The 13,367-nt window shown below is 54.2% G+C and carries 12 protein-coding genes; 7 read left to right on the top strand and 5 right to left on the bottom strand.

Annotated elements, in window-relative coordinates:
- The first annotated feature begins 12 nt into the window (after positions 1–12).
- Together paaN and paaY are read left to right on the top strand one after the other, a co-directional pair.
- Complete coding sequence (gene paaN, locus INT21_RS04905; RefSeq protein ID WP_193068572.1) at positions 13–1,689, top strand: phenylacetic acid degradation protein PaaN; 1,677 nt, start codon at positions 13–15, stop codon at positions 1,687–1,689.
- Positions 1,690–1,700: 11 nt separating this feature from the next.
- Positions 1,701–2,300, top strand: coding sequence for a phenylacetic acid degradation protein PaaY (gene paaY, locus INT21_RS04900; protein ID WP_193084903.1), 600 nt, complete (start codon positions 1,701–1,703; stop codon positions 2,298–2,300).
- Positions 2,301–2,494: 194 nt separating this feature from the next.
- Here the strand turns inward: paaY and INT21_RS04895 are convergent, their stop codons facing one another.
- The 3 genes from INT21_RS04895 to INT21_RS04885 are packed head-to-tail and all read right to left on the bottom strand — an operon-like array spanning position 2,495 to position 7,082.
- Entirely contained in the window at positions 2,495–4,600 is a 2,106-nt protein-coding gene (locus tag INT21_RS04895; RefSeq protein WP_193068570.1) for a PQQ-dependent dehydrogenase, methanol/ethanol family, read from the bottom strand.
- Between the two features lie 37 nt (positions 4,601–4,637).
- On the bottom strand, positions 4,638–5,537 hold the full coding sequence (locus tag INT21_RS04890) for a transporter (RefSeq protein ID WP_193068569.1): 900 nt from the start codon (positions 5,535–5,537) through the stop codon (positions 4,638–4,640).
- A gap of 60 nt (positions 5,538–5,597) precedes the next feature.
- Entirely contained in the window at positions 5,598–7,082 is a 1,485-nt protein-coding gene (locus INT21_RS04885; RefSeq protein ID WP_193084902.1) for an aldehyde dehydrogenase family protein, read from the bottom strand.
- Positions 7,083–7,309: 227 nt separating this feature from the next.
- On the opposite strand from INT21_RS04885, the gene INT21_RS04880 reads away from it, so the two are divergent.
- Positions 7,310–9,259: a sigma-54-dependent Fis family transcriptional regulator gene (locus INT21_RS04880; RefSeq protein WP_193084901.1), complete on the top strand. Its 1,950-nt coding sequence runs from the start codon at positions 7,310–7,312 to the stop codon at positions 9,257–9,259.
- A 104-nt stretch (positions 9,260–9,363) separates the two neighbouring features.
- On the opposite strand, the gene paaX is transcribed toward INT21_RS04880, so the two are convergent.
- A complete protein-coding gene (gene paaX / locus INT21_RS04875) occupies positions 9,364–10,290 on the bottom strand; it encodes a phenylacetic acid degradation operon negative regulatory protein PaaX (RefSeq protein ID WP_193068566.1) in 927 nt (308 codons plus the stop codon).
- Positions 10,291–10,819: 529 nt separating this feature from the next.
- On the opposite strand from paaX, the gene INT21_RS04870 reads away from it, so the two are divergent.
- From INT21_RS04870 to INT21_RS04855, 4 genes are all read left to right on the top strand, one after another.
- Positions 10,820–11,338: an AmiS/UreI family transporter gene (locus INT21_RS04870; RefSeq protein WP_193084900.1), complete on the top strand. Its 519-nt coding sequence runs from the start codon at positions 10,820–10,822 to the stop codon at positions 11,336–11,338.
- A gap of 194 nt (positions 11,339–11,532) precedes the next feature.
- Positions 11,533–11,916 carry a histone-like nucleoid-structuring protein, MvaT/MvaU family gene (locus tag INT21_RS04865; RefSeq protein ID WP_172422240.1) on the top strand — a complete coding sequence of 128 codons (384 nt, stop codon included), beginning with the start codon at positions 11,533–11,535 and terminating at the stop codon, positions 11,914–11,916.
- A gap of 139 nt (positions 11,917–12,055) precedes the next feature.
- Positions 12,056–12,466 carry a DUF1090 domain-containing protein gene (locus tag INT21_RS04860; RefSeq protein ID WP_193067596.1) on the top strand — a complete coding sequence of 137 codons (411 nt, stop codon included), beginning with the start codon at positions 12,056–12,058 and terminating at the stop codon, positions 12,464–12,466.
- 117 nt (positions 12,467–12,583) lie between these two features.
- A complete protein-coding gene (locus INT21_RS04855) occupies positions 12,584–12,937 on the top strand; it encodes a hypothetical protein (protein WP_193067595.1) in 354 nt (117 codons plus the stop codon).
- A gap of 30 nt (positions 12,938–12,967) precedes the next feature.
- Here the strand turns inward: INT21_RS04855 and INT21_RS04850 are convergent.
- Positions 12,968–13,367: NYN domain-containing protein (locus INT21_RS04850; RefSeq protein WP_193084899.1), on the bottom strand; the 400-nt coding region annotated here is incomplete at its 5' end.

The following is a 13,367-nucleotide window of genomic DNA, read 5'->3' as shown; positions in this document are numbered from 1 at the left end:
CAGGAGCGCCCCATGACGCAATCAGCGCAGCAGATGTTTGACCTTCACCGTGAGACTCTTAACCAGGCTGTCGGCGCCATCTCTAGGCGTGATTTTTGGACACCCTATCCAGAAAGCATGCGCAAATACCCGGAAGATGCCGTTAAAGCGGCACCATCGAGATTTGAGTCACTGCTCAATCAACCATTTACGCTTAATCGTGTTGGCAGCACTCAGCAGGTGGGGGGCGAAGTGTCACCCTATGGGTTTGAACTTGGCATTACTTATGACCAGCCAAACCCCGACGAGCTGATAGCGGCCATGCAAGTCGCAATGCGTGACTGGCGGGATGCCGGGGCTGAGGCGCGTGTGGGGGTATGTCTGGAAATCCTGTCACGGCTAAATACCATGAGCCCTGAGATCGCCCAGGCGGTGATGCATACTAGCGGCCAGGGGCCGTTAATGGCGTTTCAGGCGGGTGGGCCGCATGCCCAAGATCGCGGACTTGAAGCCGTGGCCCATGCCTGGCAGGCGATGGCGCAGATTCCCGCTACCACAAAGTGGGTTAAGCCTCAGGGCAAGCATGAACCTATCGTGATGGATAAGCGTTTTCACATCGTGCCGCGCGGTATCTCGCTAGTAGTGGCCTGTTCTACTTTCCCTACCTGGAACACTTATCCCGGCTTGTTTGCCAGTCTGGCGACAGGCAACCCGGTCATTGTTAAACCGCATCCTGGCGCTATTCTGCCAGTGGCGATAACCACACGGGTTGCTCAGCAGGTGCTTGAAGAAGCGGGCTTTGATCCCTGTCTAGTGAGTTTAGCTCCCGACACTGTGGATGCGCCGCTGACCAAAACGCTGGCGCTTGATCCTGCGGTTAAGTTGATCGATTTCACTGGCTCCAATGCTTTTGGCGATTGGCTGATAGAGAACGCCACTCAGGCTCAGGTGTTCGCTGAGAAAGCCGGTGTCAACACGGTCATTATCGACAGCGTGGAAAACCTCAAAGCGGTCACAGCGAACCTAGCTTTCTCGCTGAGCCTCTATTCCGGACAGATGTGTACGACCCCTCAGGCTATTTATGTACCCAGAAACGGTATTGCAACAGCAGATGGCCCGTTAAGTTTTGACGACGTGGCGGCAGCGCTTGCCAAAGCTGTCCAAGCGTTTCTAAGCGACAACGACCGCGCCTGCACGGTGCTGGGTGCCCTCCAGTCGCGGGAGACGCAAGCACGCATTGATGCGTGCCGTGACTTGGGCGCAATAGCGTTGGATAGCGAGCCGCGAGCGCACGCTCAGTTCCCTGACGCCCGCATTCATACGCCGCTTATCCTCAAGGTAGATGCAGAACAGAAGGCTACTTATAGTGAGGAACGCTTCGGCCCCATCAGCTTTGTTATCGCGACTGAGAATACCGCGCATAGCATTAAGCTGGCGCGTGAGGTGATTCGAGAAAAAGGCGCGATAACCCTCGGTGCCTATACCACCGATGAGACAGTGGCCAACCAGCTCGAAGAGCTGGCGATGGAAGTGGCAACCCCGCTCTCGTTGAACCTGGATGGGGGGATATTCGTCAACCAGTCGGCTGCTTTCAGTGACTTTCACGCCACCGGCGGTAATCCGGCGGCCAATGCCTCGCTATGTAATCAAGCCTTTGTCGCCAACCGCTTTGTGGTGGTGCAAAGCCGTCGCCACGGCCAACAGAACTAACGGAGAACGTGATGCCTTTCTATCGACTTGAAGGGGTGACGCCAGTCGTGCACCCGACAGCTTATGTCCACCCGACCGCAGTGCTCATCGGGGATGTGATTGTTGGCCCCAATTGTTACGTTGGCCCCGGCGCGGTGATGCGCGGTGACTTCGGCCGTTTGGTGCTGGAAGAGGGGGCGAACCTGCAGGATACCTGCGTCATGCACGGCTTTCCTGGCTGCGTCACTAAGGTTGAGAAAGATGGTCATATTGGCCACGGCGCGGTTTTGCATGGCTGCGTGATTGGGCGTGATGCCATGGTCGGCATGAACGCTGTAGTGATGGACGGTGCCCACATAGCGGAGCGCTCTATTGTGGCGGCGGCAGCCTTCGTCAAAGCGGGGTTTGAATGCGAGCCACAGTCATTGGTGATGGGGGCACCTGCAAAGGTGAAGCGCGCGCTGAGCGACGAAGAGTTTGCTTGGAAGCAGCAGGGTACTCAAGAGTATCAGCGTTTAGTGACCCGTTGCCGTGATAGCTTGGAACCTTGTGAACCGCTGACAGAGCTCGATGCTGACCGGCCAACCTTACTGGCCGGTGATACACAACCCAAGCAGCAGACGTTGGCATAGCGTTGCAAGGCGATGCTGGTGGTATGGCTCGCTACCACCGCGTCACCTTTCCCTGACGGGCCATCCCCCACCCAGCCACGGGTTGAATGTCCCCTCGCGTCCTCCCTTATCTAAGTGCGCCCCAGCATGCTGGGGCGCTTATAGCGGTGGAGGATTCTGGTCGCGCTCCTAGGTCCTGCTGATTATTCGATCCATTAATCGTTGCTGGCAGGGCGGATGGCATCTGCCGTTCCGAGAATAAAGGCCTTTATCTGGTTGATTTCCCGCTCAGTAAGCCGGCCCGTGAAATCTGGCATACCCCGCTCAATGAGAGGTCCGCCAAGGACGAACTGTTCAAGGTGCTCGATTATGGCCGCATTCGAATAGCCCAGGTTGGGGATGTTTCCACCCCGGTCTATGCCGGGAACCCCATGACAGAAAGCGCAGTGGCTGACATAGAGCGCTGTCCCTGCTTCAATGTCTTCTGGGTTATAGTCAACGTCAGACACTAAAGCGTCGAGCTGGTGTTTGGTGAACTCAGGAAATTGAGCCTCTCCATCCAGGGAGAAAGTGTATACCGTACCAGGGATGCTACGCTCTGAGCCACGCTGGAATAGCCCATAAACGCCTCCCCAGCCCACCGCGATTGAGACAAACTGACGACCATCTGCTTCGTAGGTTACGGGCGCTGCAATGGCCCCTGTGCCCAGTGGTGCCTCCCACAGCTTCTCGCCGGTGGTGGCATTGAATGCCATGAAACGAGCATCTGCCGTTCCCTGAAAGACTAGGTTGCCGGCGGTGACTAAGGTGCCGCCATTCCAGGGTGAGGTATGCTCGTAACGCCATATTTCCTCCTGTGCAATAGGATCCCAGGCTAACAGTCGGCCAAAGGGTTGCTCGGAGGGAGGGATTGGGTTGATGTACATACCTACGTTCCAGCCTGTCCCAGACATAGGCTGGCCAGAGTCGACCTCTTCATAGGACCAACTACCCGCTTGCTGAAGGGAGACCGGTACATGTTGTGCGGGGAAGTAGGCTAAACCAGTATCTTTACTATAAGACATAGCATGCCAATTATGGCCACCAAATGGCCCTGGGATAGCGTCAAAGGGCGTATCTTCTGAGCGAGCCTCATGGGTCTCTATGGGACGCCCATCTGGGTCATAGCCAGTGGCCCAATTGACAGGGACAAAATTCTCCGCTGAAAGGAAGTCTCCCGTCTCGCGGTCGATCACAAAGAAGAATCCATTCTTTGGCGCGTGCAGCAACACCTTTCTCTTTTCCCCTTCGTACATGATATCGGCCAGAATAATATCTTGAGCAGAGGTATAGTCCCAGTTATCCCCCGGCGTCTGTTGATAGTGCCAGACGTACTCTCCTGTATCGGGGTTCAGAGCAACGATGGAGGCTAAGAATAGGTTATCCCCGCCTCCTGGGCTGCGCAGTCGGTGTGCCCAGGGAGAACCGTTTCCGGTTCCCACATACATCAGGTTGAGCTCGGGATCGAAGACCATGGAGTGCCAGACGGTGCCGCCGCCACCGGCTTCCCAATAACGACCGCTGGGGTCCCAGGTCTCGGCGGCCATGGCCATGGCCTCATTTTCAAAGGGCTCCGAGGGATCGCCAGGCACTGTGAACCAGCGCCACGCCTCTTCTCCGGTGTCGGCGTCGTAGGCGGTGATATAACCTCGCACCCCATATTCGGCACCCCCGTTGCCGATGATCACCTTTCCATTGAAGACACGTGGAGCACCGGTGATGGTATAAGGCCTTGAGTGATCAATAAGGGTATCGACTTCCCACACCCGCTCGCCACTCTGAGCATTGAGTGCTATCAGCCGACCATCAAAGGAGCCTACAAACACCTTGCCCTCGTAGACGGCAACTCCACGGTTGACCACGTCACAGCAGCCTTTTTCGGCGTAGCTCCGGGGTACTTTGGGGTCATAGACCCAGAGCTTCTCCCCTGTGTGCGCATCGATAGCATGAACGACGCTCCAAGGCGCTGTCACATACATCACTCCATCAACGACAATAGGCGTTGCTTCGACGCCTCGAGTCGATGCTAAGCTGTAAGACCATTCGAGTTTCAGACCATTCACATTACTGTCGTTGATTTGCTCCAGAGGACTGAAGCGTGTCCCTGCATCATCGAAGCCATGAGCTGGCCAATCGTTGCCTGTCTCTCGGTTATTGGCAATTGCAGCATTATCAATGCTGGCCAACTCCTCTACATCTGCTTTACTGGGCAACGTCACGCCTATCGATAGGATACCCAGCAATACACCTGACGCGACTACGCTCATCATTGTTATTTTCATTGTTCTCTTCCTGGCGTTGCTCATTGATCTGAAAACTTCAGAATGCCTTCATCAGCCTAAGGTTGATGCGATGCTCTTCTCTGAATCCATTCTCTACCGAGATATCTCGGCCATAATTGGCGAGTACCTGAACAGTCGGGGTAATGAAATAGCCTGTGCCAATAGTGGCGCTAATAGTTTCAGTTTTGTCCTTCTGCTGCTGGCCATCGACCTCGGTTTCACCGCCATAGGTATAGGAAAGTCCCCCGCGAATATCCCAGGTTGGGGTTAAGTTATGCCGCATATAGCTTTGTAGGTGGTAAAGAGGATCCTGCTCGAGTCTGGAGCTTTCGCTCCCGAAATCGGAGTTCTTTCCATACAGGGTGACATCGGCAGCCAAGTCGAGTGAGAGGGTATCCGTCAGACCCCGGATATATCCGGCCTGGAGCGAGAACTTCCAGCGGTTCTCGCCCATATTAAGGGCTCGGTTACTGTCATAACTGCCGACAGGGACATGCAGGAAGGGCGTGATGCCGAAGTAGTGATTGTCCTCGGGCTCATTGATCAACCAGACCGTAGCCGCCAGGATAGGATCCGCGATGCCATCCGTACTACCCATGGATGCCAGATCATCCTCGGCCTCGATACTGCCGAAGGGGAGGAGGATCTGAGGATCAACGGTATAGCCGCCGATATCCATAAAGTGCACGTACCGGAAAATACTTATATTTGTATCAAGCCCAGCATCTACAGGCACTCTATCGCCATTAGCGTAGAGCTTGTTATTGGTCGCATGCTGGTAATAGAGCATGGCAAGGTTGGTGCCAGCTGGAAGAGCTGTATAGTCGCCTGGGTCTACATCAACGGCATTAGCGCTGGCAGCTGATGCAAGGCCTAGCGCCATGACCAGGGGCTTTAGCAAGCTCCTGGCTATTCCGTCAGGGAGAAAATTGATCATGTTTTTATCCTTATAGTGTCTTGAGGCAGGTCACATCCATCGATGTCCGAAGGCTTCGTGTCAAACGATCATCACAACCGATTTCTGCTCTGTGTAATGCTCGATCAGTGAGTCGCCGAGCTCGCGGCCAATGCCCGACTGTTTGAAGCCGCCGAAGGGCATGCAGGCGTCCAGCAGGTTGTGGCCGTTGACCCAGATACTACCGGCCTCGATTTCTGGTACCAGGCGATTGACCGCCGCAAGATCGTTGGACCAGATGCTGGCGGCCAGACCATAAGGAGAGTCGTTGGCCAGTAACACCAGTTCGTTCAGGTCGCGGAAGGTCTGGACCACGACTACCGGACCGAAGATCTCCTCTTGCACACAGCGGCTTTCCTGGGCCAATCCGGTGATCACCGTTGGCTCGACGAAGTAGCCGATTTCGCTGCCCTTGCCACCGCCGGTGACGATGGTGCCGCCGTCGCTGCGCGCTTGTTCGATATACGCCAGCACCCGGTGCTGCTGTTTGGAGGAGACCAGCGGACCGAGGGTGCTGGTGGGTTCCCAGCCCGGCGCTAGCGTCAGCTGCTGGGCCTGTTCGGCTAGCTTAGTGACGAAGGTATCGTGGATCGACTCATGTACATAGATCCTCGACCCAGCGGTACAGACCTGCCCCTGGTTAAAGAAGATCGCCTGGGCCGCGCCAGCAGCGGCTGTCTCGATATCCGCATCGGCCAGCACCATCACCGGTGACTTGCCACCTAGTTCCAGGGTGGTGCGGGTTAGGTTCTCCATGGCGGAATGCCCGATCTGCTTGCCCACGGGGGTCGATCCGGTGAAGGCCACCTTGTTGATTCCTGGGTGACTGGCCAGCGCTGCCCCAGCGGTGTGCCCCAGACCGGTGACGACGTTGAGAGTGCCAGCTGGAAAACCTACTTGCTCGGCCAGTTCTGCCAGCAACAGGGCGGTGAGCGGGGTGTCCTCGGCGGGCTTTAGCACGATACTGCAGCCGGCAGCTAGGGCCGGAGCGATCTTCCAGGTTGCCATCAGCAGTGGGAAATTCCAGGGAATGATAGCACCCACCACGCCTATGGGCTCGCGGCGAGTGTAGGCGACGATTTGCTTGTCTTCGGGCACGAAGGGCATCGAGGGTGTCATGCTACGACCCTCGATTTTGGTGGCCCAGCCCGCGGTATAACGGATAAAGTCGATGGCTAAAGCTACGTCCATATGCCGCGAAAAGGTCACTGGCTTGCCGTTGTCTAGTGTCTCGAGTAGGGCAAAGTCATCGGCGCGGGCTTCCAGAGCATCGGCGAGATCCAGCAGCAGCTTCTCGCGCTGGGCTGGCCTCGACCTGCGCCAGTCACGGAAGGCCTCCCGGGCAGCTCCGACTGCAGCATCAATATCGGCGGCATCACCCGCCGGAACCCGACTGATCACTTCCGCGGTGGCGGGATTATAGACATCCAGCGTCTGGCCACTAGTGGCGGTGCGCCACTGGCCGCCAATAAAAAGAGCGTGGCTCTTGTCCAGCCAAGCTTGAATGGCAGTGGAGGGCTGCGTCATGGTTGTGCTCCTGTCAGGCTGATTTATGATTGTTTTGAGTGCGTGCTAAGCATTACACGCCTCCAATACTCCCTAGCAAGCCCCGTGCCAGCTCAGGGAAATAATATAATCACAACAATATCAGCGAGTTGAAGGTTAGTTATGACGATATTTCTCCGCCGTCTCGTCGCCGGATACGACGGCTGTCGCATTCTGGGACAGCTCGCCGACTTCGCAGGGAGAGGCCCATGATCTCCAAAACAGTCCTGAGAACCCCCGACGTGATTCGCCAGGCCCGTGAACATCTGCTCCGTGGCCAGCAACTACCGATGGGCATGCTCGATGCCAGTATCGATCGTTCTTGGCAGCGCTGCATTGAGCATGGGCTGCAGCCTGGTAGCCTACCCGAGTTGCCACGGCTCGACAGTGGCGAACTCCGCACTCAGCGCGAGATGCATCGTCGCCTTATCGAACTGGCTGACCCTCTGATCAGGCGAGTGACGGAGGATCTGCGTGGTTGCCAGTTGCTGCTGGCCACCCCGGATGCCACCGTGCTCAAGAGCTACGGCCAGCGATTCGTGCTTAATGATCGCTTTCACATCGGGGCTGGCATCAACCTAGATGAACGCTGGTTCGGAACCAATGCACCTGCCCTAGCGCTCATCGAGCGGGCGCCGGTGTTGGTCAAGTCCTGCGAGCATCTGCTGTTCCCCGACAACCCTGTTTCCTGTGTCGCCGCCCCGTTGTTTGATCTCAACGGCGACTGTTTAGGATTGATCGACCTTACCTTCGAGGCTAATCACCCACGACCAGAAATTTTCCTGCGCCGAGTACAGCAGCTCACGGGGGCATTGGAGCAACGGCTGTTTTTCCACCACTACCAGCAGCGTTGGGTGCTCCAGGTGCACGCATCGCTGGCGGAGTTGGACGGCGTGAGTTGTGGTCTAGTGGCCATGAACGACTCGGGGCTGATCCTGGCGGTTGATTCTCAGGCTGCCCAATGGCTGGGCGAGGCTTCTGCCTCACTAATTGGTCGCCATATTGAAGAATTATTGGGCAATTCCTGGAAAGAAATCTGTCGCCAATGCGAACGGTGCTCGGTCTTACTGGGGCTGCCGCTTACCGGCGCCCAACTGGTGGGGCGGCTTAATCCCCCGGATCAGTGGCAGCCGGCAGTTTTGAGCGGAGAAGCCACTGTGAGGCCGGCGTTGCCCGAACCATCCCTCTCTCGTGGGCTTGAGGCGCTGGTGGAGGCTTGGCCCATGGCGCTGGCCCGGGAGGCTCGCCGGGCTAGTCGGGCATTGGAAGCGGGTTTGCCTGTACTGCTGCAGGGCAAAACTGGCACGGGAAAAGAGCAGTTGGCCCGAGCACTGCATAGCAGTCTCGGTGAGCAGCGGCCCTTCGTGGCACTCAACTGCGCAGCGCTGCCCGAAAGCCTTATCGAGGCGGAGCTATTCGGCTATGTGGAAGGCGCGTTCACCGGTGCCCGTAAGGGTGGGTACAGCGGGCGTCTGGTACAAGCTAATGGTGGCACTTTGATGCTTGACGAGATCGGTGACATGCCGCTGGCGCTGCAGGCCCGTCTGCTGCGGGTGTTGCAGGAGAGAGTGGTGACGCCTCTGGGCGATCACCGCGAGGTGCCCATCGACTGCCGCGTAATAGCCGCTAGCCATCGCGATTTGGAGAATCTGGTGACGACTGGTGATTTCCGCGAGGATCTTTTTTATCGTCTGGCTGGGGTGGTAGTAGAACTTCCCACGCTGAACGAGCAGGCTGATCTCGCGGGACAGATTCGTCAACACTGGGCTGCACTATGTCGCCAACATGGCCGCTCTCTGGCGCTGGATGAGTCCTTGTTAGAGTGTTTGACTGCCTACCTTTGGCCCGGTAACTGGCGGGAACTAATTCACTGTTTAGAAGCGGCTCTGGTGGGAGCTGAGCCAGAGTGCCAGCGGCTAACCATAGAAGGGCTTTCGCCGCGTTGGCAGCGCAAACTTGCTCAGCCCATAGAAAGTGGCGTTCGTAATACGGTCACATCGGAGGGCCTTGGCAACGGTTGCCAAGAACTGCGAGAAATGGAGCGAACCCATATGGTACGTACGCTCGAAGCCCACGGGGGAAACATGACTGCCGCTGCTCGGACGCTAGGTATCAGCCGCTCGACGCTTTATCGACGGTTGGGAGAAGAATCACCTTGAGTCGGTGCAGTGCAACCAAGCTGGACGGTCTCTTCCAGCTTGGCCTTGTAGACTGTCTAGCTCAACGGAGGACGGGGCCCCTTGCCATAAGATATGTTAGGCGTTCATTCCAACCCGCCGAAGCGTTGGTAGAAGCTGGGGCCAGGGGCTGGTAATGGGCCCTCGGCGGTTTCTAGGTGCCGGTCTAGCCAGCGTTCTGCGCGTTCGTAGAGCAACCGATAGAGGTTGCGGCAGAGCTGATGGGCGTAGCGACCTTCCCACGCGGTGGGGAGTAGTTCATCAGGCAGAAGAGGGTCGCGTAGTTGAACCTTACGATACTCATGAATCAGTAAGGTACGGGCAATGAAGCACGCTTCTTGTCCTAAATGGTTCTCTGCGTTGAGCGCATTCCACAGTGGGCGAAACTTAACCAGAAAACGCTGATACAGCTCGGCGAGTTCGTCGAGGTTCCAGCTATCTCTGACCTGCAGGCGCAGCGGCTTACTGGTCATGGGCTCCATGGCCTGTGTCTGCATCACGATCGTGTCGTCTGCCGCATCAAGCTCCTGCAAGGCCACCATGGTTTCCGCGCATGACAGCGTGGGATGTGCCAGCACGCCCTGAGCAAAACTACCAAAACCGAGCCATTCAAGCTCATCACGAATTTGCTGGCGTCGATCTGCCGATAGCTGTGTCAGAAGCGCCAATGTCCACTGGCCCGACCAGGGTGGCTGGGCACCGTGATAGACGCGCTTAAAGGCTTGTTCAAAACGGCGCCGCCCGGGGCCGCTCAGCCGGTAGTAGCTGCGACGACCGACCTTCTCGCCACGTAGCCAGGTTTCATGGGTCAGCCGATAAACCGATGTGCGCACCAGCCGCTCGTTGATACCGATGGGCTCCACTAGTTTCGAGAGACTGCCGAGCCATACAGTACCACCCCGTGGAACGATAGAGTCGCCATAGACGGTAATAATTAGCGAGCCGGCGCGAATAGGCCGACGCTTCTGGAAGTCATCAATAAGCGTAGCGACGCAGTCTGTAGCTGACGACATGGTGAGTATTGATTCCCTTGACGATGAAGTTGCCGCAAAACGACAGAAAATATAGCTTTTATAGAAGATTATCGTATCACGTTTTTTGTGATTTTGGCCTGCAGGGTTATCAGTGATTTATGGAGAACGATTCAGTATCGCGGAGGTCGCTGATGCTAGCATTTTGTTGTGACTTCTTGTGAAGATATAATACTAATTTCAATGGTGGGTTACTCAACCCCTGCTATACTCCCCCGGTTTTTAAAAATAGGCTTTCTTGGTGCCATTTCGGGCTTTCTTAGCCCGCATGATGTGCTGCCAAGCCTTGCCTGTCGTTTGAAGGAAAGTGAAGTGTTTCATGAAAATAAAATAAAAATAAGCGGTTATAGGTTTACACGTCGACGCTCAAGCTAGTTGGAAGTTACTTCCACTTTTAAAGCGTGGATGTGTCTGGAGAGGAGGGTGGATGTTTATTAAATATGCAGTAGAACAGTAGAAAAAACTAAAAAACGCCAGAAAAAATTAAAATATAACTACAGGAATAGTTGTGATGATTTTAGGGCTTACCTTGCTATATGTCGGAGCAGTTCTTTTTGTGAACGGAATATGGCTGCTAGGCAAAATTGGTGACAAAGAGGTATCTGTCATCAACATAATGGTTGGTGTGTTGAGCTTCATGATTGCTGTCTATTTGATTTTTCGAGAGCCGGATAATTCTGCTGCTATTAGCGCTGGGGCATTTACCTTGCTATTTTCTTTTACTTATCTTTGGGTTGGGGCTAACCAGTTTTTAAAGGCGGATGGAATCGGACTTGGATGGTTCTGTTTCTTTGTTAGTATTACAGCAGCGTTTGTTGGAGCGAGCTCTATCACCGATATAGGACTCAACTTCGAGCTGTGGAATACGCTTAGCTGGTTTGCATGGTCTGCTTTGTGGTTCAGTTTTTTTTGCCTGTTAGCGTTGGCAAAAAAAATACAGCGCTCAGTGGCGATTTACACACTCTTCTGTGCGGTTTTTACGGGGTGGGTTCCTGGCATTATGATACTGTTAGGCATCGTCAATGCATAGCCACTCGTTGCTGAATGTAAATAATATTTAAAATTTATTGAGAACGCCCACATTACGAAATTACGCGGTATATAATCGCTAAATGGCCGCGCTTGTTCATGAGCACGCCTGCCATACTGAAGTAGCGCTCTTAACATGTTTTACTGTGCAGTCAGTATATGGCAAAGCAATTAGCAAATTATGGAGATAAAAACATGGCATCAGTACTGAGCGACTACATCAAGAAAGAGCAGATGTTAAAGCAGCTGCAGGAAGAGCTGCAAGCGCTTGAAAGTAATAGCGAGCTGAAGAAAGAGCTGGAGTTTAAGGAAAAATTACAGACGCTAATGACAGAGCATGGCAAGCTAGCTCGCGATGTATGCGAAATGCTTGACCCATCATATCTGTCTTCATCCGTTAAAGTCACCAAGACCAGTAGTACCGATGGTCGCAAGAAGCGTCCTTTAAAGGTGTTTAAGAATCCTCACACAGGGGAAGTCGTTGAAACGCGTGGTGGCAACCACAACGTCATTAAAGAGTGGAAAGCTAAATTTGGCAACGAAGAAGTGGTTAGCTGGATCGTAGAAGAGCGCGCTTAATATGTTCATCCGCCGCTCGTCTGGGGTGCTCCACGGGCGGCGAAGATTGGCAGCCTGGCTATTTGACCTATAGTTTTATAAAGCTGTAATGCTTCTCTATGTTTACCTTATAAGGCTCGTAGAGTGCTAGGAGCGAATAATGAACAGAAAATGGCTGGGTTGTTTAAGTTTAGCGGTAACCGCTGGGGTTTTATCTTTGCCAGCAGCGCACGCAGCAGACAGGTTGTGCGAAGACAAAATGACCGTCTTACGTCAACAGCTGGAGCACGCCCAAGCACACGATAATCAACATCGTGTTCGAGGATTACAGCGTGCGTTGCACTCCATCGAAGAGCATTGCACGAATGAGCAAATCCTTGCTGAGGCTGCCGAAGAGGTTAGAGAGAGCCAGGAAGAAGTGCGTGAGCGCGAGTTAGCGCTTGAGGAGGCGCTTAGTGAGGGCGACGAAGATGATATTCAGAAACGGCGTGAAAAATTAGCAGAAGCAGTGCGTGAGCTTGAAGAGCACACCGAGGAGTTGGACTCACTGCAGCACCGTCTTAACGAATAATCTGCACTAGGCCGCAGCACCTAGCTGCAAAACTTACGCTTATTCCTTTAATATCGACGAAATACTAGCAACGCCCAACAGAGATAAAAACAAGCCATAATGAAGGGGAGTACCGCAATGCAGTCACTCCAGCAACGTATTAGCCTTACGGCCATCATGCTAGCGATGGTAACTCTCATCAGCGGATGTCGCGGGCAACTAACTGTAACGGTACCATTGCCCATGCTGGTGAACAATCCAGCAGCCTTTGATGACAGGCACATCGTTACCCAGGGCGTCGTGAGGCATTTCAATGATCCCCTTCATTATTGGATCGAAGACGAACAACTTAATCGGGTTGAGATATTTCCCCACCAGGAAATAGCGCCCTATTTAGATGAAAGTGTGGAGGTAGAAGGCCAGTTTCACTTCTCTCCGCATGAGGGGCGGCGGCTTACCCTCACGCGGGTCGATCAGTTGCCAGGCGAATAACCTCTGCAGTTAAGCGACGCTATTAGCAACCTAACGTAGCAAGAGCGAACGGTCTATCGCTATAAACTCACTAGCTTCATTTATTAATGAGGCTGCCGTAAGTTGGGGAACACCATAAACCTCAACTTTTTTACCGTACTTAACACGTATTTTGTTGACTAAAAGATCAAAGTCTCCATCGCCGGAGACTAATACAATAATATCTGCTTGTTCAGCGTACTCCATTGCATCGAGAGCAATGCCAACATCCCAGTCGCCTTTTGCAGAGCCATCTGAACGTTGGATAAAAGGTTTCAGTTTTACATTAAAACCAATTGCTTTGAGTATGTTTTGAAACTCCCGTTGCTTTTGGTCACCTCTGTCGATGGCATAACAAAAAGCAGCCACAACGTAAGCGTCCATTCCGCGACGTTCTGCCACCCCGCTAAAA

Origin of the sequence: Halomonas sp. 3F2F (assembly GCF_014897805.1) — a bacterium.
Classification (GTDB): domain Bacteria; phylum Pseudomonadota; class Gammaproteobacteria; order Pseudomonadales; family Halomonadaceae; genus Vreelandella.
The sequence above is the reverse complement of the archived record's forward strand: the minus strand, read 5'-3'. Positions and strand labels throughout refer to the sequence as shown.